Source organism: Methylobacterium sp. 1A, assembly GCF_058072805.1.
In genome coordinates this window covers 1,414,445-1,438,937 of the sequence record NZ_JBYQVE010000002.1, presented here as the reverse complement: position 1 = coordinate 1,438,937, position 24,493 = coordinate 1,414,445, and the positions used below count along the sequence as shown (strand labels likewise).

The window sequence follows — 24,493 nt, the reverse complement described above, 5'->3', positions numbered from 1 at the left end:
CAGCGATAGCCTGAGATTATGGACCTCAACCTGCGGCAGGTGCGGGCCTTCGTGTCTGTCGTCCAGGTCGGCAGCTTCACCCGCGCGGCCGCCCGGCTGAACCTGTCGCAGCCCGCCCTGACGGTTCAGATCCAGCGCCTGGAGGAGATGCTCGACGGGCGGCTCCTCGACCGGACCAGCCGCACCGTCGCGCCGACGCGGCTCGGCCGCGAGCTGCTGCCCGTGTTCGAGCGGGTGCTGCGCGACCTCGACGCCGTGGTGGTCGACACCCGCGACCTCGCGGCACGGCGCCACGGGGTCGTGCGCGTCGCGACGCTGCCGTCCTTCGCGGCGAGCGTGCTGTCCGACGCGATCGTCCGCTTCCGCGCCGAGCACCCCGCCGTGACGTTCCGGATCAAGGACGTCATCGCGCAGCGGGTGCTCGACCTCGTGCGCGAGGAGGAGGCGGATCTCGGCATCGTCGGCGGCGACGTCCGCGATCCGGAGATCGGCGTCCTGCACCGGACGCGCGACGCCCTGCACGTGATCTATCCCGCCGATCACCCGATCGGCGCGCTGCCCCGGGTCACGATCGCGGCGCTCGCCGAGCACCCCCTGATCCTGATGGACCCGGCCACGAGCGTGCGGGCGGTGGTCGACCGCGCCTTCGTCGGCTCGGGCCGCCAGCCCCGCGTGGCCTGCGAGGCCACCTACATGATGACCGCCGTCAGCATGGTCCGGGCCGGCCTCGGCCTGACGATCCTCCCGGGCGCGGCGCGGGAGATCCGGGCCGAGCCCCTGCTCCGTTCGCGGCCGATCGACGACCCGCTGTTCGAGCGTCCGGTCTGCCTGATCAAGAAGGCCGGGCGGACGATGCCGCCTGCGGCCGAGGCGTTCTGCCGGATGGTGGCGGACCGGCTCGCGGATCCGGGCGGGACGGCCGCCGGCGCCGCGCCGGGCCCCTGACCGGTCGGCCTGGTCCTCAGGCCCGGTGCCGCACGACGCCGTCCATCATGGTCAGGGCGACCTTGGTCCGGTGGATCTCGTGCGGATCGATCGTCAGGATGTTGCGGTCGAGGACGATCAGGTCGGCGCGCTTGCCCACCTCCACCGACCCGATCCTGTCGTCCATGCGGAGCTGGTAGGCGGCGCCCATCGTGTTGGCGTGGATCGCCTCCGCGACCGTCAGACGTTCGTCGGCGGGGCTCAGCACGGGCGCGTCCGGCCGGCCGACCAGCTGCCGCGTCACGCCGACCTGGATCGACGTGAGGGGCTCGTAGGTCGAGACGTAGCCGGCCGCCGGCCAGTCCGTGCCGAAGGAGACCCGCCCGCCCTGCTTCAGGATCGTCCTGGTCCGGTACATCCGGCTGGCGCGGTGCGCGCCGTAGCGCGCCATCATGTTCTGCAGCGTGTCGGGGTCGGCCGACGACCAGTTGGCCGAGAACTGCGCGGTCACGCCGAGCCGGGCGAAGCGGGGCGCGTCGCTGTCCTCGACATAGACCAAGTGGGCGATGGCGTGCCGCCGGTCGCGGGCCGGGTTGTTCGCCACGGCCTTCTCGATCGCGTCGAGGGCGACGCGGGCGGTCCGCTCGCCGCAGGCGTGGACGTGGACGTCGAAGCCCGCCGCGTCGACCGCGCCGACGAGGTCGTGCCACTGCGCCTCGGTGAAGGGCGACCCTCCGGTCGAGTCGGGCAGGTCGGCGTAGGGCTCGATCAGCCACGCCGTGTAGCCGCCCTGCGAGCCGTCGCCGACGATCTTCACGATGTCGACGTGCACGAGCTCGCCGGAGACCTGCCGACGCACGGCGTTGAACTGCTCGACCGTGTCGTCGATCGGCAGCGACTTCACCGAGTAGGAGGCGGAGACGCGGAACGGCAGCGTGCCGCGCTTCTCGGCCTCCACGTAGAGCGCGATGATGGCGGCCTGATCGCTGCCAACGGGCGGGACGCCCGCGTCGAAGACCGTGGTGATGCCGGCGGCCGCGGCCTTGGGCAGCCAGCCGTCCAGCAGGCTGCCCATGGCGGCGACGCTGATGGGTTCCACGGCGTTGACCAGCCCGAGGACCGCGTTCACCTCGAGCACGTAGCCGGTGGGGTCGCCCTTCTGGTCGCGCGCGTAGTAGCTGAAGCGCGGGATCGGGTCGGGCGTGTCCCGGTCGACGCCGGCCATGGCCAGCGCCTTGGAATTGGCCCACAGGCTGTGCCCGTCGATGGCGAAGAAGAAGGCCGGCCGGTCCGGCAGGATGGCGTCGAGTTCGGCCCGGTTGGGGCCCTCCGGGGGAAACATGTCGACGCGCCACCCGAAGCCGCGGATCGGCCCGGTCGGATGCGCCTTCGCGTAGGACTCGATGGCCGCGAGGACCTGGGCGAGGTTCTCGCGCTGCAGGTCGACCCCGGACGTCAGGAACGCGCCGAGGAACGGGTGGGTGTGGCCCTCGACGAAGCCGGGCATCAGCAGCCGGCCCTGGAGATCCACCACCTGCGTGGCCGGGCCGGCCAGCGCCAGCGCGCCGGCCGCGTCACCGACATGGACGATGGTGTTGCCGCGCACCGCGACCGCCTCGGCCCAGGGGGCCGGCCCCGCCACCGTGTAGACGGGGCCGTTGTGGAACACGACGTCGGCGGGCCCCGCCGCGGCCGCGCGGCCGCTCCCCGGTTCGGCGCGGGCGCCCGTCGGGACGAGGTCCAGCGCGAGCGCCGTCGCGGTGATGGCCGCGCCCGACCGCAGCACCGCGCGCCGATTGACGGCGCGCCCGCCCCCGAAGGCCAGGAAATGGGGCGCCCAGTCACACGCGACGCACATGCGAGGCTCCCTGTTCCCGGATCCGCTCCCGACGGGACCCGATCCCGCTCTTGTAAATACTTAGCTAATATTTATTAGCGATCGACTAAGATCTGACCGGATAGATTTCGCCCGATGATCGCGCGATCGGATCGGACCGACCGGGCCGGCAGCCGAACCGGTCCGCCAACCGATCGCTCCGAGCGCAGTCGGGACTCTATCGGCCAGTCGGATTACGGTGGATAGTGGAGCCATCCGGCTCACGACTGGACGAAGGCGGTTTCGGGAGGCGACGGATACTGCCAAGCTGTTTCACGCGCGCTCGACGACGGGAGGTACGATGACCCGAACCCTCTTCCGCTCCGCGGCCCTGGCCCTGCTGAGCCTGGCCGTCCCGGCCACCCTCGCGGCCCAGGGCCTGGCGCCCGACCAGACCGGCACGGGTGGCGGCCCGGCCACGACGATCACGGCGCCGAACACCAACAGCCTCGGCGTGACCAAACCCCCCGGCACGTCCCTCGGCCCGGGCGAGGTGCCGCCACGCGCCGTGCAGGAGCACGAGCGCGCCCGGCTCAACAAGATCGAGCGCAGCATCTGCGACGGCTGCAACTGAGCGCGGGCGGGGCTGCCCGATCCCCGGGCCGACCGGCGCGTCGACCCGCGGGGCCTCACGCGGGGGGCGGTCCAAGTCGTTGTGCACCGTTCCGGAAGACAGATCCGGGAGACAGACGCTCCGGTCGGGGCAGCCGCGCCATGCCCCCTCTGCCGTGCGGGAGAGGGGCCCGCACCGCGGACAGCACGGGCTCGGCGATCGCCCCGTCGCGCCTCGATCGGGCGCAGCTCTAGGCGGCCCGGACCTCGTCCAGGAAGCTGCGGACGGCCCGGCTGAGCCCGTCGGACCGGACCGCGAGGGTGCGCGCGGCGTCGAGAACCTGCGTCGCGGCCGATCCGGTCTCGCCGGCCCCCTCGCGCACCGATCCGATATGGCCCGTGACCTGCCGGGTCCCGTGCGCGGCCGCCTGGACGTTCCGCGCGATCTCGCGCGTGGCCGCGCCCTGCTCCTCGATCGCCGAGGCGATGTGGGTGGCGATGCCCGACATGTCGTCGATCGTGCGGCTCACGCCCTGGACCGCCTCCACCGCGCCCCGCGTGGCGGACTGGATCGCGCCGATCCGGGCGGAGATCTCCTGGGTCGCCCGGGCCGTCTGCTCGGCCAGCGTCTTGACCTCGGCGGCCACCACCGCGAAGCCGCGGCCGGCCTCGCCGGCGCGCGCCGCCTCGATGGTGGCGTTGAGGGCGAGCAGGTTGGTCTGGCTCGCCACGCCCGAGATCAGGCCGGCCGCCGCGCCGATCCGGTCGGCGCTGTCGGACAGCTCCCGGATGATGGTGCCGGTCTCCTGTGCGCGCGCGATGGCCGAGGCGGCGATCTCGACCGAATGGGTCACCTGCCCGCTGATCTCCTGCACGGAGGCCGCCATCTCCTCGGTCGCGCTCGCGACCTGCTGGACGTTACCGGAGGTCTGCTCGGCGGCGACCGAGACGCTCGCCGCGAGGGTGTTGGTCTGCGCGGCGATCTCGGTCATCGAGGCGGCGGTCGCCTCCATCTCGGTGGCGGCGGCGGTCAGCTCGTCCGTGAGCGCCCCGGCCTCCCGCTCGAAACCGCGGGTGATGCGGTCGAGCAGCTCGGCGCGGCGCATCTTGGCGGCGTCGGCCTCGGCCTGGAGGGCGGCCAGCCGCCGCGCCTCGATCCCCGAATCCTTGAAGACCTGTACGGCGTCGGCGATCTGGCCGATCTCGTTCCGCTCGCCCTGGTGCGGGATCGCGACCGCGAGGTCCCCGGCCGCCAGCCGCCGCATCGGTTCCAGCACGGCGCGGACACTGGCGGCGATGCTCCGCACGATCAGCGCACCGAGCGCGGTCGCGAGCACGAGGGCGATGGCGCCGATCGCCAGCATGAGCCGCTTCGCGCCGGAGGCGGCGGCCGCTCCCTGGGCGATCGCCGTCTCGCCGCTGGCGTTGTTGAGCGCCACGATCTCCTCGAGCGCCTGGGAGGCCGCCTTGATGTGGGGGCGGACGCCGACCAAGCTCTCGCGCAGCGCCAGATCCTTGCGGCCCGTCCGCGAGTATTCCAGCACGGCGGGGATCGCCGCGAGGTAGCTCTTCCATTCCCGGTCGAACACGTCGAAGAGCGCGCGCTCCTTCGGACCGTCGATCAGCGGCGCGTAGTTGCGCATCGCGGCGGCCACCGCCTCCGTCTTCTTCGCCAGGGCCGCCTCCTCGGCCCGCATGTGGGCGGCCTCGGGATAGAGGATGTGGTTCACGACGCTGACGCGCACGTCGATCACGTTGCCGCGCAGCTCGCCGGCGTAGCGCACGCTGGGCAGGGTGCCGTTGCCGAGGCGGATCTGGTCCTCGGCGAGATCGCCGACGGCGTGCAGGCCCACGCCGCCGACGAGGAGCAGACAGACGATGAGCAGCGCGAGTGCTCCGACCAGCCGGTGCTGGATCGAAAGTTTCGCGAACCAAGCTTTCATTGTCCGAGCGCAGCTCCAGAGCGGGGCCACCAAGATGGAAGCGCGACGATAAGATTCCGTTACGGGATCTGTTGCTGATGCTCTCACAAGCAGATCGCCCAAATCAATTTTCAGTTGAACTCTTCGCGCCCATCATTTTGTCTGTCCGCGCATCGTCACTGCTGAACGAGATCTGACGCAGAGCGCGCGGCTATCCTCCGCGGATGGGAGCAGCTCGCTGCGGCGCCGCGCGGGCCCGCGCACGGCCGGGATCCGCGCTTCGTCGCCGCGCCGGGCGGCACGACCGGGAACGGGTCGCCCTCGGCGCGTCGGGCGCGGCGTCACAGGGGATAGCGCATGGCCACGTTGCAGCGGGCATAGCGCCGGCCGAACCGGTCCATGATCTCCGGGTCGTGCCGGAACCCGACCTTCTCGTACAGGTGCACGGCGGCCGCGCACTTGGTGTTGGTCAGCAGGTAGAGCGTCTCGATCTCCATGGCCGCGGCGCGGGCCAGCACCGCCCGCAGCAGGTGCTCGCCGGCCTTGCGGCCCCGGGCCCGCGCGGACACGGCCATCTTGGTCAGCTCGTAGCAGCCCGCCTCCGTCCGCATCAGCGCGCAGGTGCCGACGATCCCGAGATCCGCCGACTCAACGAACAGGATGAGCCCGCCGCGGCCCAGGATCTCGCCGCGGGGATCGGACAGGATCCGGCGGTCGTTCTCCTCCAGCGCGAACATCGCCTCGATCCACTCGGCGTTGATGTCGCGGAAGCGGTCCGCCAGCGCGTCCGTGTAGTCCCGGATCGTCAGGCCCGTCGCGGCGTTGCCGGCCGCGCCGTCCTGGCGGATGCGGGCCGCGAACGGGACGGCGTCGAGCCGGCGCTCCAGGGCGGCGACCTGGTCCAGCAGGGGGCCCGACAGGCCGGCACACAGGCTCGCGACGGCCCTGTCGACGCGCGGCCAGAGCGCGTCCTTGGCGCGCGCCATCAGGGCCTCGCCCGCACCGCTGAGCGACAGCGCCTTCTGGCGAAGGTCCGCGTCCGACCGCGCCTCTTCGAGCAAGCCGAGCGCGACGAGGCTCGCCGCCGTGCGCGTGGCCGCCGGCTGGCTGACGCCGAGGGCGGCGGCGGCGTCGCCGATGCTCAGCGGCCCGTAGCGGTCGATGGCGGCGAGGAGCGGGAACTGGGCCGGCTGGATGCCGAGCCCCTCGTCCCGCAGGATCCGGGCGGCGTCGGCCTGGAAGCGGTCGGCGAGGCGCTTGAGGCGGCTGCCTAGGAACAGCGGCCCGAGTTCGTCGAGGATGTCTGCCGGCATGTCGGTCCTCCCGACACGATTTATATAACGCGTTATGTTTTACGCAAGTCCTCATAACCTGAAGGTCGGTGCATCGCGGCACTGCCGCGATGGGACGATGGCTCAGCGGCATAGACAGTCGCCCCTCCGGGAGCGATCGCGTCAGATCGTAGATTGTGTCCCGAGCGCACTGGTCGATCGCGCAACGTAAGGTAAAATCACTCAACCCTCGCTCATCGGTCCCGCCGTGAACGTCGTACCCCGTTCCCTCTTCACGACGGATGCCCTGCCGGAGCGCGACCGCTTCGCCGCGTGGCGCGCGCTGTTCGCAGCCCACGACCTCGATGCCGATCCGCACGGCTTCTCGGGCCGGATCGAGACGACGCTGATCGGCCCGATGGCCCTGCGCGTCATGAGCGCCGCACCGCAGGGGCCGGCCCGGTCCCGCTCCCGGATCCGGCGCGACGGTCAGGACGGGTTCGTCCTGCACCTCAGCCGGCACGCCTACAGCGTCGAGACCGAACGGGGCGTGGCGGAGGTTCCGGCGGGCGCGGTCAGCCTCAACGACCTGTCGCAGCCGTACCGCCGCAGCCGGGTGCCGGAGACGGACTCGCTGATCCTGGCCGTCCCGCGCGCCTCCATCGCCACCGTGCTGCCGGACGAGGACGCGATGCACGGGCTGATCCTGACCGGCGGCGCGGGCCGCCTGCTCGCCGACCATATCCGGAGCCTGGCCGCGCATAGCGGCGCGATCACCGCGACCGACGCCGCCCCGATCGCGCAGGCCACGCTCCACATGGTCGCGGCCTGCGCGCGCCCGAGCCTGGAGGGAGCGGCCCGCGCGGCCGCGCCGCTCGAGGCCGCCCGGCTCAGGGCCGCGAAGCGGCTCATCCGCGGCCAGCTCGACACGCCGCCCCGGATCGACGCGATCGCGCGGGCGCTCGGCATATCGCGCTCCCAGCTCTACCGCCTGTTCGAGCCGGAAGGTGGGGTGGCGCGTTACCGCGCGCGGCAGCGCCTCGCGGCCGTGCGGGCCGCCCTCGACAATCCGCTGGAGCCGCGGTCGATCGGCGCGATCGGGGAGGCCTACGGCTTCAGGAGCGGCGCCCAGCTCAGTCGCGCGTTCCGGGAGACCTACGGCCTGACCCCGCGCGACTACCGGGTCTCGCGCAGCGGCGGCTGACGCGACCGGGACGCCGGGACGAAGTCCGTCGCGGCGTGGGTCTGCCGCGAGGGGGTCGGGACCCGCGTGTCGTCGTGGCGCTGGCGGTCAGAACCGCCCGGCGATCGTCAGGCGCACGGCCGTGGGCTCCACCGGGTGGAAGACGCGGTCGATCAGCCCCTCGGCGGGCTCGCCCGGAAGGCGCGAGACGTAGGCGTAGGTGATCTGGTCGGCCTTGCTGTTCGTCAGGTTGAGCACGTCCAGCGAGACGCTCACCCCGGTGTCGAACAGGTAGCCGATGCGGCCGTTGAGCAGGGCGGTCGCCCGGGAGCGGATCGCGTTGTCCTCGATGAGCGGGCGCGGCCCGAAATAGCGGACCCGCAGGCTCCCGAACCAGCCGAGGGGCTCGCCGAAGGTCACGCCCGCCGACGCGATGGTCGTGGGGGCCTCCGGCACCCGGTTGCCCGCCGGGTCGTAGCTAGAGAACCGGGCGTTGGTGATCGTCAGATCCCCGTCCAGGGACAGCCACGGCGTCACCGCGTAGCGGTTCGTCCACTCGACGCCGAACCGGCGGGTCGGGCGGCTCGGCTCCGTGGTGCCGGTGTCGCCCTGGAAGATGTTCTCCGAGGCGAAGTCGAGCCGGAACAGCGCGAGGCTCGTCTCCAGCCCGGCGATCGACCGGTTGCGCAGGCCCAGCTCGTAGCCCGTGGAGGGCACCAGGAAGGGCGACCGGGTGATGTTGAACAGGGGGCTCGCGGGATCGACCGTGGCGGTGACGCCGCGCGCGTCGTTCGAGTGGAAGCCGCCGCCGTAATTCACGTAGATCTCGGTGTCGGACCACGGTCCGATCACGAGGCCGAGCTTCGGGTTGACGATGCCGTCGGTGGCCCGTCCGGAGTTCGCCGGCGTGTCCGAGCGGACGTCGGCGTAGTAGCCGTCCGCCCGCACGCCGACGCTCGTGCGCAGCCACTCGGTCCAGCGCACCCGGGTGTCCAGGTAGAGGGCGCCGCTCGATTCCAGCACGCGGTCGTCGAGCACGGTCGAGCGGTACTGGCGGAAGGCGGTGTTGAACAGGCCGACGCGGATCGAGTCCGTCCGCGTCTGGGCGCCGACCTCGACCTCCAGCGGCCGGCCGAACAGGTCGCCCTGGAAGATGTGCAGCACCTCGCCGCCGCCGAGGACGCGCTGGTCGAGCTGGTGGAACTGGTCGCCGCCGACGGGATCGTTGAGGAAGTAGGTGAAGTCGTTGAACAGGTTCATTTGGTAGCGGATCACGTAGGCCGAGGCCCGGGTGATGCCGGTGTCGTCCGTCGCGCTGAACCGCCCCGACAGGGAGAAGCGGGCGGTGTCGCCGCCATCCGTGGGGTTGAGGGTGCCGTAGCGGCCGATCAGCCCCGCGCCGACGGCCCGCTCCGGGATCTGGTTGGTGGCCGTCCAGCGGGACGCGTAGGCCATGCCGGTGACCGCGAACCCGTCCAGCGCCGTGCCCTGGCTGTAGCGGGCGACGCCGTTGAGCTTGCGCAGCGCGTCCGGGACGGTCCACGGCCCGTCGTAGACCTGCGCCTCGCCGGCCACCAGCAGGGTGCCCTCGCCCAGCGGGGCCGAGGCGATCGACAGAGCCCGCTTGTAGCCGAAGCTGCCGATCGAGGTCAGCGCGAGATTCTCCCGCACGGTGTCGAGATAGTCGATGCGCACCGAGCCCGCGGAGGCGAAGTCGCCGTCGCGCACGAAGTACGGCCCCTTGTGGTACTCCACCGCGCCGACGAGTTCGGGGATGAGGAAGTTGAGGTCGGCGTAGCCCTGGCCGTGGGCGTGGGTGCGCATGTTGACCGGCATGCCGTCGACGCTGATGGCGATGTCGGTCCCGTGGTCGAGGTTGAAGCCGCGCAGGAAGTACTGGTTGGCCTTCCCCTCCCCGCTGTGCTGGGTGACGATCAGGCCCGGCACTGCCTCCAGCACCTCGCCGGGCCGCGTGACCGGGCGGGCGTTGAGGACCGCACCGCCGATGACGCCGGCGCTGGCCGCGTCGACGCTCAGCAGGGCGCCGCCGATCCCGGTGACGCCGCCGACATAGCCCGCGCTGGCGCCGGGCCCGTCCGTCGCGGGGATGACCGGAGGCGCCGCGGGGACCACCGAGATCTCGGACAGGGTGACGGCCGACGGTGTCGGGGCGCCCTCACCCGGCGCCGCCCAGCCGCGCCCGGCGGTCGCGACGACGAGGCCGCCCGCGGCGAGCAGCCGGGTCACGGCGCGGAAGCCGGGGGCGGCAGGCCGGTGGCAGCAGACAGGACGGGAAGTCGAGCGGGAAGTCGGGCGGGACACCGGCAGACCGGGCGAGGCGTGGCGATCCCCGGACTCTCGCACGCCGCCCGTATGATAAACATACGAAAAAATCATACGGGCGGATTAGGCCGGCCGTGTTGCGCGTGGGGCGCAGTCGACGGGGCGCCGGATCGCGGGCAGGAGGCGCCCTCACCCCGGGCCGTCGTCGCCGTGGCCCGGATGGGCGTGGGCGTCGTCGCCTTCCGGGATGAGGTGCAGGTGACCGTAGCGGACGCCGCGCTGCGTGACCACGGCGTCGGCGTAGCTCTGCATCCGGGCCACCGGCCCGCGCAGGACCGCCACCTCGAGGCACGCGTCGTGGGTCAGGTGCACGTGCAGGCTGGCGATCGAGACGCCGTGCTCATGCCCCTCGCCGGTCAGCCGGCGGGCCAGGTCGCGGGTGCCGTGGCTGTAGACGTAGCTCAGGGCTCCGTAGCAGGCCGCCGATCCGCCGGTCTCCGCGGCGCGGGCCGGCGCCAGGGCGTCGCGGACGATGTCGCGCACCGCCTCCGAGCGGCTGCCGTAGCCGCGCCGCGCGCAGAGGTCGTCGACCGCCGTCAGCAGGGCGTCGTCGATGGTGATGGTGATGCGCTGCATGCCCGTCCTGCCGCTCCCTGGGCCTTCTGGTACGGGGACGCGGGGCCCGTGAACAGCCGCCGGGCCCGCATCGCCCGGCGCGGCAGAAAAAGAGCCTCGAGGGCCGCGCCTCGAGGCTCAAGTTCTGGGTCTCGGGGACATGTCCAGCGTGCGCTTGGGATGGACCGCGCTGGAACGCCTGGGCCGAAGGATCAAGGGCGTGAAAATCGACGACACAGGCGCGACCGGCTGGCATGCCGGCCGAACCATTCTGCACAGATACAGTCGACGCGCATCCGATATATGTCAGGCTTCGGGAGTTATTTTGAATTAATTCGCCGCACTGGGTTCAATATACCAGTTCAATTTTATCATATCGGCTCCCGATCTCCCGGTACCGGCATGCCGGGCCGGGCCTGGTCCCGCCGCGCGTGCCCCGCGATCGAGAGCCCCGCGGCCTTCGCGGGGCCGCGGGACGCTCCGCCGCGCCGCGCGATCGTGCGGACCGCGAGCAGGAAGAGGGCGGCGAGGGCCAGCATCGCGCCGTCGAAGGCGAGGAGGACCGGCTCGACCGGCGCGTCGCCGCCGAGCCGGAGCGCGACGAGGCGCCCGACATCCGCGGCCGCGACGGCGCCGTACAACGCGGCCGCCGCCGTCAGCGTCTCCGGCCAGACCCGCCCGGCCGGGCGCAGGAGCGCCGCCACGGCGACGAGCAGCCAGACGGCGAAGAAGGCCCCGACCTCCCACTCCGCCCGCGCGGGCAGCGCGGCGGGGAGCAGCCGGTTGGCCAGGAAATAGGCGGCGACGGCCGCGGGCAGGCCGGCGATCGTCGCGACGTTCAGGCCCTGGACGAGGCGCAGGCCGAAGCCCCGGGGCGCGTCCCCCTTGGGCAGGCGCGCCACCGCCCAGAGCAGCAGCCCGGTCGCCACCATGGCGCTGCCGGCGAGGCCGCACAGGAAGAAAAGCACCCGCAGGGCCGGGCCGGCGAAGTGCGCCTCGTGCAGGCCGACCATCGCGGTGAACGTCTTGGTCGCCGGCCGCAGGCCGCCCGCGCGCACCTCCAGGACCGCGCCCGTCACGCCGTCGAAGGCGATCTGCGGGTGCTCGTGGGAGAGGCCGTGCGGCTCCTCGAACACCGCCACCACGGTGGCGCGCGCGTCCGCCGGGTTGACCACCGTGATCCGCTCCAGGGGTTCCGGCCGCATCGCCAGGGCGCGGACCACCAGCGGCCCGACCGCTACGAGCGTGCCGGGCTGGCCGGCGGGCGGGCGCGGCGCGGTGATCTGGCCGGACTCGGCGAAGTAGCGCTGGCTGTCGCCGCGATAGGCCGTGTTCAGGCCCCAGGGCACGTACATCACCATGAGGGTGGCGAGCCCGGTATAGGTGATCATCAGGTGGAACGGCAGGGCGAGCACGCCCGTGACGTTGTGCGCGTCGAGCCAGCCCCGCTGGGCGGACTTGTCCCGGCGGAAGGTGAAGAAGTCGGCGAAGATGCGCCGGTGGGTGACGATTCCCGAGATCAGCGCCACCAGCATGATCATCGCGCAGGCGCCGACGATCCAGCGGCCCCAGAGCGGCGGCAGGTTCAGCTCGAAGTGGAAGCGGTAGAGGAAGTCGCCGCCGCGCGTCGCCCGCACCGCCGCCGGCGCGCCGCTGTCGGGATCCAGGAGGACGTGGCCGGGCGGCCGGCCCGGGCCGGTCCGCCAGAACAGCTCCAGCACCGGCCGGTCCGGCCGCGGCAGCGCGAGGAACCACGTCCGCGCGCCGCCCGCATGGGCCTGCAGGTGGGCGACGCCGCGCTCGGCCGCCGCCGCGAGCTCCGCCGGCCCGAAGGTCCGGTCGGTGCGGAGCTCGGGCCGCATCCACTGCGAGATCTCGGGCCGGTAGTAGCTCGCCGTGCCCGTCACGAAGACGGCGAACAGCACCCAGCCGACGACGAGGCCCGACCAGGCGTGGAGCCACGCCATCGACTGCCGGAAGGTCTTGCCCACGGCGGCCGCCTCACCAGCGGTAGCGCAGGGTCGCGTAGACCGTGCGCGGCAGGCCGTAATAGCAGCCCGAGTAGGTGAAGCAGCCGGTCACGTAGCGCTCGTCGAGCAGGTTCTGCACGTTGATCTGCGCGCTGAGGCCGGCGAGCCGCGGGTCGAGGTGCTTCATGTCGTAGGAGGCGACGGCGTCGACCAGCACGCTCTCGGGCACCTGGAACGTGTTGGCGGGATCGCCCCAGGACGGGCCGAGGTAGCGCACGCCGCCGCCGAGGCCGAGGCCGATGAGCGGGCCGTCGGTGAAGCGGTAGTCGACGAACAGCGAGGCCGTCGTGTCCGGCACCTGCACCGGCCGCAGCCCCTGGAGCGGCACCTGCCGGCGGGTCAGGTCGTTCGTGGTGAAGCCGGTGTCGCGGACGTTGCGGATGTCGAGGAGCGAGAAGCCGCCGATCAGGCTGAGGCCCTCGGCGAGGGTGGTCCGCGCCTCGAACTCGACGCCCTGCACGCCGACCTCGCCGGTCTGCACGACGAAGCCGGGATTGACCGGGTCGGTGGTGGTGGCGTTCGAGCGGCGGATGTCGAAGAACGCGGTGGTCAGCAGGATGTCGGTGCCGGGCGGCTGGTACTTGATGCCGGCCTCGTACTGGTTGCTGGCGATCGGGACGGGGATGCGCCCGGCCGAGCCGAAGGCGGCGTCGAAGATCCGCCCGTTGACGATCGGCTCGAACGCCTCGCTGTAGGAGACGTACGGGGCGACGCCGCTGTCGAACAGGTAGAGCAGGCTGGCGCGGCCGGTGAAGGCCTCGGCCGGGACGTCCTGGATGGTCAGCCCGTTCGGCGCGAAGGTGCGGGTCGGGCCGGTCTGCCGGGCGGTGTCGTAGCGGCCGCCGAGCGTCAGGATGAAGCGGTCGAACTTCGCCTGATCCTGGAAGTACACGCCGGTCTGCTGCGCGTCGATCCGCGAGGTCGACGTGAAGGCGGGGAACCGGATCGGCAGGTCGTGGTCGGGGGCGAGGGCGTTCAGGCTCGTCGTCGCCGGGAACGGGCCGGTGACGGACCGCGTGCTGAAGGTCCGGTGGTCGACGCCGAGCAGCGCCGTGTGGGCGATCGGGCCGGTGTCGAAATCGGCGATGAAGTTGTTGTCCATCGTGTAGGCTTCGATGTCGACCTGGGTGCCGCCGACCGACCGGCCGATGATCGGGCCGCTCGTGTACGGGCCGTTGACGTCGCCGAAGGTCGTGAACACGCTGCGGTAGTCGCCGTTCGAGCGCAGGTAGCGGCCGGCCGAGTGGAAGCGCAGGTTCTCGGTGATCCGGTGGTCGAACAGGTACTCGACGGAGGCCTGCGTGCGGTCGGAGCGCTCGATGGTGCGGTCGCCGTCGTAGAAGTTTACCGGCAGCCGGCCGAAGACGCCGCTGCCGAAGTTGCGCGGGAACACCGTGCCGACGGCCGGGAAGCCGCCGTAGAAGCCCGAGAACGGGTCGCGCTGGTAGTTGGCGATGACTGTGAGCGAGGTGTCGGCGGAGGGCCGCCACGTGAGGCTCGGGTTGATGAAGGCGCGCTCGACCTTGGTGGTCACGGCCGGGCCGTCGCCGTTCCAGCCGAGGCCGATGACCCGGTAGGCGAACTGGTCGGCGAGACCCGGGATGTCGGACGCGATCGGGCCGCCGACGTCGAAGCCGCCGCGGACCTCGCTGAAGCCGCCGCCCTGGACGAAGATCTCGCCGTGGCGGACGAATTGCGGGACCTTCGAGACGAGGTTGACGAGGCCGCCCGGACCGGACTGCCCGTAGAGGACCGAGGCCGGCCCCTTGATGATGTCGACCCGCTCCAGGCGGTAGGGATCGACACTAGGGAAAGCGTCGCGGTTACCGGGCAGCGCCATGTTGTCGAGGAAGATCGGCGCGGTGAAGCCGCGGATGTAGAACTGCTCCAGGCGCGTCGAGCCGGCGCCGCCCCGCTGCTCGGTGGTGACGCTCGGCGTGAAGCGCAGCGCCTGATTGATGGTCAGGGCGTTCTGGTCCTCGATCTGCTGGCGCCCGATGACCGACACCGACTGCGCGGTCTCCAGGATCGGCGTGTCGGTCTTCGTGCCGACCGTGCTGCGGCTGGCGACGTAGCCGGGCACCGGCCCGGTGGCCCCGCCGCGCCCGTACAGGTCGCTGTTCAGGCTGCGCCCGCGCGCCTCGCCGCTCACGCTGAGTTCGGACAGCTCGATCTCCGTGGCGGGCGCCGGCTGGACGGGCGCGGGCTGGGCGAGCGCGGCCGCCCCGAGCGTGAGTATAGATGTCGACGATACAAACCCGATCCGGAGCAGCCTCTCCGCATGATCGAACGCGCGCGACGCGGCCCGGTCACTGACATATCTCGACATTGTACCGACTCTAAAAAAGAATTACTGGGCGAAGATACGCGCCGATGCCCAGCTATCACGGATCCGTGAGCAGTATGTGCCTCTGATGACACATCTTTAAGAAACGTATTTTGGTATTCCTCTAATGAAAATATGCTGCGGGCGGCTGGGCCGGGAGCGAACGCCCCGGGAGCGCGCTCCGCGCGGGGGACGGGCCGGCGAGCGTCGGCGGCGCAGCGACAGAGCGCGCGTTCCCGGCGACGGTCACCTCGGGTAAGATCAGTCGGCCGCGATCGAGGCGGCCCGGCGCGGGTGCCGCCCCGTCGGCCCTCACGCCGTGCGCCGATGACCGAGCCGATCTCCGCCGCGGCCCATGCCCGCACGATCCTCTCCGCGCACGAGCATCGCCGCCCGATCGCGCCGCTGACCGACTGGGATCCGGCCCTCGACCTGCCGGCGGCCTACCGGGTGGCCGAGGCGGTCCGGGTCCTGCGCGGGGAGCGCGGCGAGCGGCCAGTCGGCTACAAGATCGGCTTCACCAACACGACCCTGTGGGAGCGCTACGGCGTCCGCGCGCCGATCTGGGGGCACGTCTACGACACGACCCTGCGCGACCGGGCCGCCCTGTCGGGGCCGGTGCCGCTCGCCGCCTTCGTCGAGCCGCGGATCGAGCCGGAGATCGTGTTCGGGCTGGCGCGCGCACCCGAGCCCAGCATGGATGCCGCGGCGCTGATCGCCTGCCTCGACTGGGCGGCGAGCGGCTTCGAGATCGTGCAGTCGCTCTATCCGGGCTGGCGCTTCGCGGCGCCCGACACCGTCGCGGCCTTCGGCCTGCACGGGCTGCTGGTGGTGGGCGAGCGGGTGCGGATCGCCGCGGACGCGCGACCGGCCTGGCTCGGCGAACTCGCGGGCTTCACCGTCGAGCTACTGCGGGACGGGGCCGTCGCGGACCGGGGCGGTGGCGGCTGCGTGCTCGGGACGGGGCCGCTCGCGGCCCTGGCCCACCTCGTCGATGCGCTGGCTAACGATCCGGTGGCCCCACCGCTCGACGCCGGGACTATCGTCACGACGGGCACGCTGACGGACGCGCTGCCCGTCGCCTCCGGTCAGCGCTGGCGCACGCGCCTCGACGGGCTGCGGCTTCCCGGCATCGACCTTGCCCTGATCTGAGAGACCCGGCACGGGTTATCGTGCCGGGTGCGTGCGGTTTCCCGGCCGGCTCCGGGTCTCAGGCATTGGTGATGGTTAGCCGACATGCCAAATGCTGGACCATGCCTGGACGCCCGCGGCGACGCCACACGACCTTCCTCGTCTCCGTGACCGCGGAGGGCGCCGGCGCGGCGCCCGGCGCCACGGTTTACGCAGTGATGAAGCCCAGCGCCGAGGAGGCGCTGGAGGCCGTCCGCGCCCTCGCCGGCCCCTCGGCCAGCCTCGCGATCGTGGGGAGCCTGTCCACCCGGATCGCCAAGGCCCTCAAGCTGAAGCCCGACACGCCGCGGGTGGTCTGAGCCGCCCGGCGACGGCCCGCGGGCGGCTCAATCCACGGCGAGCCGATAGCCGACGCCCCGCACGGTCTGCAGGAAGACCGGGTTGGCGGGATCGACCTCGGTCTTGCGACGCAGGCGGTTGATCTGCACGTCGACGGTGCGCTCCGCCGCCGCGCCGCCCGGACCGGCGAGCTGCTCGCGCTCGACATTGGCGCCGCCCGCCGTCGCCAGGATCGTCAGGATCTCGCGCTCGCGCTCGGTGATGCGGATCAGCTCGTCGTCCCGGCGCAGCTCGCCCCGGTCGATCCGGAACGCGAAGGGCCCGAAGGTCACGGCCTCGGCGGAGGCCGCGCGGGGCCGCACGCTGCGCTTGATGATGTTGTTGAGCCGCAGCGTCAGCTCCCGCGGCTCGAACGGCTTCGGCAGGTAATCGTCCGCGCCGATCTCCAGCCCCATCACCCGGTCGTTCGGGTTGGAGCGGGCCGTGAGCATCAGGATCGGCACGCGCGAGGTCTCGCGGACGCTGCGCGCGTAGTCGAAGCCGTTCTCGCCGGGCATCATCACGTCGAGCACCATGGCGTCGAACACGACGCTCTGGGCCCGGGCGCGCGCCTCCGCGGCGCTCGCCGCCGCGGTGACCCGGAAGCCCTGGTCGGTGAGGTAGCGGGCGAGCAATTCGCGCAGGCGGCGGTCGTCGTCGACCACGAGGACGTGGGGCGCCTCGTCGGGCAGGTCGGACCGGGCGGCGTGGCTCACGCGGGCTCCTCCGCGTCGACCTGCCCCTCGGCCCCGCCCCCGCGCCGCGCCATCAGGCGCTGGACCGCCGGCCGGTCCTCCGGCTCGATCATCGCCATCAGGAAGTCCTCCGGGGAGCCCCGGGCATCCGGCGCCGCGAGCGCCCGGGCGAGGCGGCGGGCTTGGACCCGCGTCAGGTCGGCCGCGAGCCCGGCGCCGGCCTCGGTGCAGTACAGGAGGCGCTGGCGCCGGTCGCTGGAACCGGGCTTCTGCGCGACGTAGCCCTGCCCGATCAGGTCCTTGAGCACCCGGTTCAGGCTCTGCTTGGTGATGCGCAGGATGTCGAGGAGCTCGGCGATCGTCAGGCCCGGGTACCGGTCGACGAAGTGCAGCACCCGGTGGTGGGCGCGGCCGAACCCGTAATCGGCCAGGATCCTGTCCGGATCGCCGACGAAGTCCCGGTAGGCGAAGAACAGGAGCTCGATCAGGTCGTCGCTGCCGAGGGCGGCCGGCACGGCGCCCGGGACGGGTTTCGGCGCGAACATCTCCTCGCGCGGGGCTGTCCGTGTCACGGCGCGGCCGCTCCCAACGGGTGATAGGTCAGTCCCCATGACGTTTCTCAAGGCGGCCGGGGCCCGTCAACCCTGGCCGGGGCGCCCGGGGCGCCGACCGCCCCGGATCCTCAAGCGTGTACCCGCGGGATTGCCCCCGGTCCGACGCCTCCGCTACGCAGGCCCTCGGGCGACGGGAGCGGACGCGCATGGCCGAGGCAGGGGAACCGGGATCGGGACGCCTCTGGATCCGCGACCCGCGCGCCGTCCTGGCCGAGGGCGCCGGCGGCGGGATCGTGGTGGCGGGCACCCGGATCGTCGAGTGCGTGCCGGCGGGCGCGCGGCCCGCCGCGCCCGTGGACGCGACCTTCGACGCGTCGCGCCACGTGGTCATCCCGGGGCTGATCAACACCCACCACCACGCCTTCCAGACGCTGACCCGCGCCCATCCGCTGGCGCTCAACAAGCCGCTCTTCCCCTGGCTGGAGGCGCTCTACACGGTCTGGGGGCGGATCACCCCGGAGGCGTTCCGGCTCGCCACGCGGGTCGCCTTCACCGAGCTGCTGCTCTCGGGCTGCACCACGGCGGGCGACCACCACTACCTGTTCCCGAAGGGCCTCGAGGCGTCGATGGACATCCAGGTCGCGGAGGCCCGCGACCTCGGGATCCGGGCCGCGCTCACCCGCGGCTCCCTGAGCCTGTCGGACCGGGCGGGCGGCCTGTCGCCCGCGGCCCTGACCCAGGACGACGACGCGATCCTCTCGGACTGCGAGCGGGTGCTGAACCTGTTCCACGATCCCGCCCCCGGGGCGATGGTGCAGATCGCCCTCGCCCCCTGCTCGCCGTTCTCGGTGACCGAGCGCCTGATGCGCGCGAGCGCGGAGCTCGCCGCCCGCAGCGGGTGCCGGCTGCACACCCATCTCGGCGAGACGCGCGACGAGGAGGCCTATTGCCAGCAGATGTTCGGCTGCCGCCCGGTGGAGTACCTCGAAGAGGTCGGCTGGCTGAGCGATCGGGTCTGGCTCGCCCACGGCATCCACTTCACCGATGCCGAAGTCGCGCGGCTCGGCGCGGCCGGCGTCGGTGTCTGCCACTGCCCGACCTCGAACATGACCCTGGCCTCGGGCCGCTGCCGCACCTGCGAGCTGGAGGCGGCGGGCGCGCCCGTCGGCCTCGGCGTCGACGGCTCGGCCTCGAACGACAGCTCGAACCTGATGGAGGGAGTGCGCCACGCCCTCATGATCAACCGGCTCACCTACGGGGCGGAGGCCGTGACGCATCTCGACGCCCTGCGCTGGGCGACCGAGGGCTCGGCCGCCTGTCTCGGCCGCTCCGATATCGGCCGGATCGCGCCGGGCCGCGAGGCGGATCTCGCCCTGTTCACCCTGGACGAGCTGCGCTTCTCCGGAGCCCACGACCCGCTGGCGGCGCTCGTCCTGTGCGGCGCCACCCGGGCCGACCGGGTGATGGTCGCGGGGCGCTGGCGGGTGATCGACGGGCAGCCGCTCGGGGTCGATACCGGGATGCTGCGCGAGGCGCATTCCCGGCTGGCGGTGGACTTGTTCGGGGACGCGTAGGGGCGGCCCCTGATCCGACCCGCTCCGTCATCGCGAGCGCAGCGACCCAGGGCAGCGCGCGATCTCCGGATGCGGTGTGTCCCTGGATTGCTTCGCTCCGCTCGCAACGACGAACGGCGGGGCCCGCCCGTGGGCGAGCCCCGCGCGACGTTTCTCAGAACAGCCCGTCGATCTGCCCGTTGGCGTCGAGCCGGATCGTGTCGGCGGCCGGCACCCGGGGCAGGCCCGGCATGGTCATGATCTCCCCGCAGATCGCCACCACGAAGCCCGCGCCGGCCGAGAGCCGGACGTCGCGCACGCCGACGATGTGGCCCTCGGGGGCGCCCATCAGGGTCGGGTCGGTGGAGAAGGAGTACTGGGTCTTGGCCATGCAGATCGGCAGGTGGCCGTAGCCGTCCTTCTCGAAGGTGGCGAGCTTGCCGGCGGCCTTGGTCTCGATCTGGATGTCGGCGGCGCCGTACAGCTTGGTGGCGATCGCCCGGATCTTGTCGGTGAGCCGGCTCTCGGTCTCGTAGGCGTGGCGGATCGGCGCCGGCTCGGCCTGGCTGAGCTTCACCACCGCGCGGGCGAGTTCCTCGGCCCCGGCACCGCCCTCGGCCCAGTGGCGGCAGGTGATCGCCTCGACGTCGAGCCGCTCGCGGCACAGGTCCTTGAGCTTGGCGTGCTCGGCGTCGGTGTCGGCGTGGAAGTGGTTGACGCCGACCACCACCGGCAGGCCGAAGCCGCGCAGGTTGGTGACGTGACGGGCGAGATTGGCGAAACCCTTCTCCAGGGCGTCGATGTTCTCGGACCCGAGGTTCTTCTTGTCGACGCCGCCGTGCATCTTGAGGGCGCGGACCGTCGCCACCACCACCACGGCCGAGGGGGTCAGGCCCGCCTGCCGGCACTTGATGTCGAGGAACTTCTCGGCGCCGAGATCGGCGCCGAACCCGGCCTCCGTCACCGTGTAGTCCGCGAGCCGCAGGCCGGCCCTTGTGGCGATCACCGAGTTGCAACCATGGGCGATGTTGGCGAAGGGGCCGCCATGGATCAGCGCCGGGTTGCCCTCGAGCGTCTGCACGAGGTTGGGCTGCAGGGCGTCCTTGAGCAGCACCGTCATGGCGCCGGTGGCCTTCACGTCCTTGAGGGTGACGAGCTTGCGGTCGCGGGTCTCGGCGATGACGATCCGGCCGAGGCGCTCCTCCAGGTCGGCGAGGTCCTTGGCGAGGCAGAACACCGCCATCACCTCGGAGGCCACCGTGATGTCGAACCCGTCCTCCCGGGGGAAGCCGTTGGCGACGCCGCCGAGCGACTGGGTGATCTGGCGCAAAGCCCGGTCGTTCATGTCGACGACGCGGCGCCAGTGGATCCGGCGCACGTCGATGTTGAGCTCGTTCGCCCAGTAGACGTGGTTGTCGATCAGCGCGGCCGCGAGGCTGTGGGCCGACGTGATGGCGTGGAAGTCGCCGGTGAAGTGCAGGTTGATCTGCTCCATCGGCACGACCTGGGCCTTGCCGCCGCCGGCGGCGCCGCCCTTCATGCCGAAGCACGGCCCGAGCGAGGGCTCGCGCAGGCAGATCATGGTCTTCTCGCCGATGCGGTTCAGGGCGTCGCCCAGGCCCACCGTGGTGGTGGTCTTGCCCTCGCCCGCGGGCGTCGGGGAGATCGCGGTGACCAGCACGAGCTTGCCGGCCTTCCGGCTCTCCAGCCCGGCGATGTAGCCGTGGTCGATCTTGGCGATGTGCTTGCCGTAATTGTGGAGCGCGTCATCCGGGATGCCGAGCTTCTCGGCGACCTGCGCGATCGGCTTCAGGGTCGCGGCGCGGGCGATCTCGATGTCTGACGGCATGGGCCTTCCTCCCTGGGTCGCGGGCACGTGCCCGCCCGCCGGCTCTTGCCGTGCGAATCTCCTGCCGGGCGGGACGCGGCGTGGCCGCCCGCGAACGGCCACGCACTGTGCGTCAAAGCTCGCGAAAATGCGCGTCGATTTTTATGAGCTGGCGGACAAAATACTCTTGTCGATCGCGCTGTCCCCCGCTCCGACGCCGGCGCGCTCCCGGATGGTCCGTCCGAACCCGGCCGCCGGGGGTCTTCGCGTGCCCGCGCCGCTCAGAACTTGACCAGCTCGACGCGCCGGTTCTGCGCCCGCCCCGCCTCGCTGTCGTCCGCGGCGACCGGGCTGGCTGAACCGAAGCCCTTGGCCTTCAGCCGGTCCTTCGCAATGCCGGCGCCGACGAGCCTCGCCATGACCGCTCTGGCACGGCCGTCGGACAGGGCCTGGTTGTGCGCGGCGGCCCCGGTCCCGTCCGTGTAGCCGTTGATCGCGAGCCGCAGGCCGGGATCCGTCCGCAGCAGGGCCGCCACCGCGTCGATCTGCGGGGCGGAGGCCGGCAGGATCTCGGTCCTGTCGGTGGCGAAGTTGACCTGGATCACCGCCTTCCCGGTCTTGTCGAGAGCCTGCTTCAGCCGCTCGGGGGGCAGGAGGCCGGCGGTCTGCACGAACGGCTTCGTCTCGAGGATCGTCCAGGCCGCGGTGAAGCTGTCGGGCACGAAATGCACCCAGATCTGCCGGTCCGACCGGCGGATCACCCAGGTCTGGACGGGCACGTTGTAGACGTCGCCCAGGCCCTCATACATCCCGATCCGGATCTCCTCCGGCAGCGTCTCCGTCACGGAGTTGGGGATCCGGCCGTCGGCGATCTTCCGGCCGCCGGCCTGCGTCAGCACGGCCTCGATGTTCTTCTTCAGCTCGTAGGCGGAGTAGGTCTTGCCGTCCTTGGGACCGATCAGGGACTGGAAGACCTTGCCTTCGACCTCGTGGAGCGCTGCGCCGGTCCAGAACAGGAAATGCCCGAATTCCCGCTTCTCGGGCGGGTTCACCGGCTGGTAGCCGTCGGGCAGCGCGAAGTAGGGAAAGCGGCCGAGCGGTGCGTCCGAGACGGGAACGGAATCGAGCGCGAAGGCCTTCGGCGCCGCGTCCTGCGCCCGCGCGGGATCGGCCCCGATCCCGGACGCCGCGCAGGCGAGGACCAGCAGGACACAGACAGGCTTCAGCGCTCTCACGTCGCACTCCGGAACGTTGCGGAGGCGCGACGATAGCGGGCGCGGATCGGTGGGCAATTAGGTCGCTCGACCTACGGCCTCCGGGCCGCAGCGCGGGCGCCCGAAGCCGCGACAGGGCGGCGGGCGCGGGCCGGATCTCGCGGCCTCGCGTCCCGAAATGGCCCGCGGATCGTCGGGACGGCGCGGCAGCCGCACCGCCCCGAGGCGGGACTTGGCGGGAGGCCTAGCCCCCCGACTTCTTGGCCTTGTCGGCGGAGCCCGGCGCCTCGTGCGGCTGGGGGGCGCCCTTCGGGAGTTCCGGGTTGTCGGGATTGTGCGGGGCGGCGACCGGGGCCGGCACCGTCTCGGCGGTGGCGGTGGGCTTCTCGATGTCGGGCAGCCCGTCCTTCAACTTCGCGTTGATCTGGGTGAGGTCGTCCGGCTCGGGGTTCAGGTCCTTGGCGTGCTGCCACTGGAACTTGCCCTCGAGGCGCCGGCCCGAGCGCCAGTAGGCGTCGCCGAGGTGGTCGTTGATGGTCGGATCGCCGGGCTTCAGCTCGACCGCCTTCTCCAGCTCGCGCACCGCGTCGTCCCAGCGGCCGAGGCGGTAATAGGCCCAGCCGAGGCTGTCGACGATCATGCCGTCCCGCGGGCTCGCGTCGGCGGCCTGCTGCAGCAGCTTGAACGCCTCGTCGATGTTGATGTTCTGGTCGACCCAGGAATAGCCGAGGTAGTTCATCACCTGGGCCTTGGCGGCCGGCTGGTTGGCCGGCACCAGGGACAGGGCCTTCTTCAGGTCGGCCTCGGCCTTCGGCCACTGCTTGGCGCGCTCGTAGGCGGTGCCGCGGAAATAGTAGGTCGTCCAGTAGTTGGATTGCGGCCGGTTCCCGATCAGGTCGATGGCGCGGGTGTAGGTGGCCGCCGCCTCCTCGTACTTCTTGCGGGCGCGCTGCACGTTGCCCAGCGCGGTGATAACGTCGATGTCGTCCGGGTGGGCCTTCATCGCCGCGTCGAGATGGGCCAGCGCCTCGTCGCCCTTGCCCATCTGCTCCAGGTTCAGGCCGATCTGGATGTCGGCGTTGAGCTTGAGCGGGGAATTGGCCGGGATCTGCGCGTAGGCCTCGTTGGCGCGCTCGGGCTGCTTCATCCGGTCGAGCGTGTCGGCGAGCGTCAGCCGGGCCAGCGCGTGGTCGGGGGCGAGGTAGAGGGCGAGCCGCAGGTAGATCACCGCGGGCAGCTCGTCGCCCTGGGTCGAGCCGGCGGAGCCCAGCCCGTACAGCACCTCGGCGGCGCCCTCCTGGGCGGTGCCGATCAGCCGCGTGAGCGGCTTGCCGTCCTTCAGCTTCTCGAGGGCGTCGCGCACCAGCGGGTGGCGCGGCGAGAGCTGGTCGAAGTCGGAGTAGGCCTGGATCGCCAGGTCGGTGCGGCCGAGGCTGGCCTCCATGCGGGCGTAGGCGTCGACGATGCGCAGGGTGTTGTGGTCGGCGTCGTAGGCGGCCTTGAGGCGGCGCTCGGCCTCGGCGTTGTCGCCGGTCACCGAGGCGATCAGGCCGGCATGGTAGTCCCGGAAGGTGTTGTAGTAGCGCTCGCCCCGGAGCTTGTTGACCGTCTCCAGCGCCTTCTTGCTGTCGCCGGCGCCCGCGTAGGACCAGGCGGTGAGCAGCGTCGCGGTCAGGTCCGTGGCGGCGCCCCGGCCGCTCCGGGAAAAGTTCTGGCGGGCGGCGGCCCACTGGCCGGCCTTGATCTGGCGCACCCCGAGGGAGAGGTTGGCGAGGCCGTTGGTCGGATCGCGGGCGATCAGCTTCTCGGCGGTGCGGAACGCGTCCGGCAGGGCGCCGTCGGCCAGCAGCGAGATGAAGGCGCGCTCGACGAGTTCCGCGTTGCGCGGGTCGGCCTTCACCGCCTCGCGGTAGAAGGTCGCCGCCGCCGCCGTGTCCCGCGACGCGCCCGCGATGTAGGCGGAGAGGAAGTTGCCCTCGAGCGAGTCCGCGGGCTCGTAGTCGAGCACCGGGGTCGATTCCTTCGGCTGCGCGGCGAGCACGGTCTGCGGGAGCCCGGCGGCGAGCAGCAGGGCGAGCGCCGAAACGCTCCGGCGGGCGCGTGTCATCATCATGAACCGATCGCGGCTCCTGGGCGCCGGCCCGTCGGGGGCCGGGCG

Annotated in this window: 18 protein-coding genes; 6 read left to right on the top strand and 12 right to left on the bottom strand. The window is 72.0% G+C overall.

Translation table 11 applies throughout. From position 1 onward, the window contains the following. The first annotated feature begins 18 nt into the window (after positions 1-18). Complete coding sequence (locus ACX9MN_RS26920; RefSeq protein ID WP_489725934.1) at positions 19-945, top strand: LysR family transcriptional regulator; 927 nt, start codon at positions 19-21, stop codon at positions 943-945. Between the two features lie 16 nt (positions 946-961). Here the strand turns inward: ACX9MN_RS26920 and ACX9MN_RS26915 are convergent, their stop codons facing one another. After that, entirely contained in the window at positions 962-2,782 is a 1,821-nt protein-coding gene (locus ACX9MN_RS26915; RefSeq protein WP_489725933.1) for an amidohydrolase, read from the bottom strand. Positions 2,783-3,101: 319 nt separating this feature from the next. Here ACX9MN_RS26915 and ACX9MN_RS26910 point away from each other — a divergent pair, with 319 nt between their 5' ends. Further along, positions 3,102-3,374, top strand: a complete 273-nt coding sequence (locus ACX9MN_RS26910) for a hypothetical protein (RefSeq protein ID WP_489725932.1) — start codon at positions 3,102-3,104, stop codon at positions 3,372-3,374. A 229-nt stretch (positions 3,375-3,603) separates the two neighbouring features. Here the strand turns inward: ACX9MN_RS26910 and ACX9MN_RS26905 are convergent, their stop codons facing one another. After that, positions 3,604-5,295, bottom strand: a complete 1,692-nt coding sequence (locus tag ACX9MN_RS26905; protein WP_427510172.1) for a methyl-accepting chemotaxis protein — start codon at positions 5,293-5,295, stop codon at positions 3,604-3,606. A 320-nt stretch (positions 5,296-5,615) separates the two neighbouring features. Further along, complete coding sequence (locus tag ACX9MN_RS26900) at positions 5,616-6,587, bottom strand: bifunctional helix-turn-helix transcriptional regulator/GNAT family N-acetyltransferase (protein WP_331298256.1); 972 nt, start codon at positions 6,585-6,587, stop codon at positions 5,616-5,618. Between the two features lie 226 nt (positions 6,588-6,813). Here ACX9MN_RS26900 and ACX9MN_RS26895 point away from each other — a divergent pair, with 226 nt between their 5' ends. Beyond that, a complete protein-coding gene (locus ACX9MN_RS26895) occupies positions 6,814-7,749 on the top strand; it encodes a helix-turn-helix domain-containing protein (RefSeq protein WP_489725931.1) in 936 nt (311 codons plus the stop codon). An 87-nt stretch (positions 7,750-7,836) separates the two neighbouring features. Here ACX9MN_RS26895 and ACX9MN_RS26890 read toward each other — a convergent pair whose 3' ends face one another. The 4 genes from ACX9MN_RS26890 to ACX9MN_RS26875 form a co-directional block, all read right to left on the bottom strand. After that, positions 7,837-9,975: a TonB-dependent receptor gene (locus tag ACX9MN_RS26890; protein ID WP_489725930.1), complete on the bottom strand. Its 2,139-nt coding sequence runs from the start codon at positions 9,973-9,975 to the stop codon at positions 7,837-7,839. Positions 9,976-10,200: 225 nt separating this feature from the next. Further along, positions 10,201-10,647 (bottom strand): nickel-responsive transcriptional regulator NikR, encoded by a 447-nt coding sequence (gene nikR, locus ACX9MN_RS26885; RefSeq protein WP_447693145.1) that lies wholly within the window; start codon positions 10,645-10,647, stop codon positions 10,201-10,203. A 350-nt stretch (positions 10,648-10,997) separates the two neighbouring features. Continuing rightward, a complete protein-coding gene (locus tag ACX9MN_RS26880; RefSeq protein WP_489725929.1) occupies positions 10,998-12,617 on the bottom strand; it encodes a PepSY-associated TM helix domain-containing protein in 1,620 nt (539 codons plus the stop codon). A gap of 10 nt (positions 12,618-12,627) precedes the next feature. Beyond that, on the bottom strand, positions 12,628-14,985 hold the full coding sequence (locus ACX9MN_RS26875; RefSeq protein WP_489725928.1) for a TonB-dependent siderophore receptor: 2,358 nt from the start codon (positions 14,983-14,985) through the stop codon (positions 12,628-12,630). Positions 14,986-15,309: 324 nt separating this feature from the next. Here ACX9MN_RS26875 and ACX9MN_RS26870 point away from each other — a divergent pair, with 324 nt between their 5' ends. Beyond that, a complete protein-coding gene (locus ACX9MN_RS26870; protein WP_489725927.1) occupies positions 15,310-16,134 on the top strand; it encodes a 2-keto-4-pentenoate hydratase in 825 nt (274 codons plus the stop codon). 101 nt (positions 16,135-16,235) lie between these two features. Continuing rightward, a complete protein-coding gene (locus ACX9MN_RS26865; protein WP_056533491.1) occupies positions 16,236-16,472 on the top strand; it encodes a hypothetical protein in 237 nt (78 codons plus the stop codon). Positions 16,473-16,499: 27 nt separating this feature from the next. Here ACX9MN_RS26865 and ACX9MN_RS26860 read toward each other — a convergent pair whose 3' ends face one another. After that, positions 16,500-17,207 (bottom strand): response regulator, encoded by a 708-nt coding sequence (locus ACX9MN_RS26860; protein WP_020094318.1) that lies wholly within the window; start codon positions 17,205-17,207, stop codon positions 16,500-16,502. Next, complete coding sequence (locus tag ACX9MN_RS26855; RefSeq protein ID WP_489726360.1) at positions 17,204-17,731, bottom strand: MarR family winged helix-turn-helix transcriptional regulator; 528 nt, start codon at positions 17,729-17,731, stop codon at positions 17,204-17,206. Before ACX9MN_RS26855 ends, ACX9MN_RS26860 begins: the two co-directional genes overlap by 4 nt. Before the next feature lie 215 nt (positions 17,732-17,946). Here ACX9MN_RS26855 and ACX9MN_RS26850 point away from each other — a divergent pair, with 215 nt between their 5' ends. Further along, complete coding sequence (locus tag ACX9MN_RS26850) at positions 17,947-19,314, top strand: 8-oxoguanine deaminase (RefSeq protein ID WP_489725926.1); 1,368 nt, start codon at positions 17,947-17,949, stop codon at positions 19,312-19,314. A 154-nt stretch (positions 19,315-19,468) separates the two neighbouring features. On the opposite strand, the gene ACX9MN_RS26845 is transcribed toward ACX9MN_RS26850, so the two are convergent. The 3 genes from ACX9MN_RS26845 to ACX9MN_RS26835 all read right to left on the bottom strand — a co-directional run bounded on the left by ACX9MN_RS26845 (position 19,469) and on the right by ACX9MN_RS26835 (position 24,448). Then, the gene (locus ACX9MN_RS26845) at positions 19,469-21,142 is read right to left on the bottom strand and encodes a formate--tetrahydrofolate ligase (RefSeq protein WP_489725925.1); all 1,674 of its coding nucleotides are present in this window, start codon (positions 21,140-21,142) and stop codon (positions 19,469-19,471) included. A 260-nt stretch (positions 21,143-21,402) separates the two neighbouring features. Next, complete coding sequence (locus ACX9MN_RS26840) at positions 21,403-22,356, bottom strand: OmpA family protein (protein WP_489725924.1); 954 nt, start codon at positions 22,354-22,356, stop codon at positions 21,403-21,405. A 223-nt stretch (positions 22,357-22,579) separates the two neighbouring features. After that, positions 22,580-24,448 (bottom strand): tetratricopeptide repeat protein, encoded by a 1,869-nt coding sequence (locus ACX9MN_RS26835; protein ID WP_020094312.1) that lies wholly within the window; start codon positions 24,446-24,448, stop codon positions 22,580-22,582. Between the last annotated feature and the right edge of the window lie 45 nt (positions 24,449-24,493).

What these genes read in the sequence shown, in the direction of transcription:
- ACX9MN_RS26920 (WP_489725934.1), top strand. Translation starts at nt 19, where the DNA reads ATGGACCTCAACCTGCGGCAGGTGCGGGCCTTCGTGTCTGTCGTCCAG.
- ACX9MN_RS26915 (WP_489725933.1), bottom strand. Translation starts at nt 2,782, where the DNA reads ATGTGCGTCGCGTGTGACTGGGCGCCCCATTTCCTGGCCTTCGGGGGC.
- ACX9MN_RS26910 (WP_489725932.1), top strand. Translation starts at nt 3,102, where the DNA reads ATGACCCGAACCCTCTTCCGCTCCGCGGCCCTGGCCCTGCTGAGCCTG.
- ACX9MN_RS26905 (WP_427510172.1), bottom strand. Translation starts at nt 5,295, where the DNA reads ATGAAAGCTTGGTTCGCGAAACTTTCGATCCAGCACCGGCTGGTCGGA.
- ACX9MN_RS26900 (WP_331298256.1), bottom strand. Translation starts at nt 6,587, where the DNA reads ATGCCGGCAGACATCCTCGACGAACTCGGGCCGCTGTTCCTAGGCAGC.
- nikR (WP_447693145.1), bottom strand. Translation starts at nt 10,647, where the DNA reads ATGCAGCGCATCACCATCACCATCGACGACGCCCTGCTGACGGCGGTC.
- ACX9MN_RS26875 (WP_489725928.1), bottom strand. Translation starts at nt 14,985, where the DNA reads ATGTCGAGATATGTCAGTGACCGGGCCGCGTCGCGCGCGTTCGATCAT.
- ACX9MN_RS26870 (WP_489725927.1), top strand. Translation starts at nt 15,310, where the DNA reads ATGACCGAGCCGATCTCCGCCGCGGCCCATGCCCGCACGATCCTCTCC.
- ACX9MN_RS26865 (WP_056533491.1), top strand. Translation starts at nt 16,236, where the DNA reads ATGCCTGGACGCCCGCGGCGACGCCACACGACCTTCCTCGTCTCCGTG.
- ACX9MN_RS26855 (WP_489726360.1), bottom strand. Translation starts at nt 17,731, where the DNA reads ATGTTCGCGCCGAAACCCGTCCCGGGCGCCGTGCCGGCCGCCCTCGGC.
- ACX9MN_RS26850 (WP_489725926.1), top strand. Translation starts at nt 17,947, where the DNA reads ATGGCCGAGGCAGGGGAACCGGGATCGGGACGCCTCTGGATCCGCGAC.
- ACX9MN_RS26845 (WP_489725925.1), bottom strand. Translation starts at nt 21,142, where the DNA reads ATGCCGTCAGACATCGAGATCGCCCGCGCCGCGACCCTGAAGCCGATC.
- ACX9MN_RS26835 (WP_020094312.1), bottom strand. Translation starts at nt 24,448, where the DNA reads ATGATGATGACACGCGCCCGCCGGAGCGTTTCGGCGCTCGCCCTGCTG.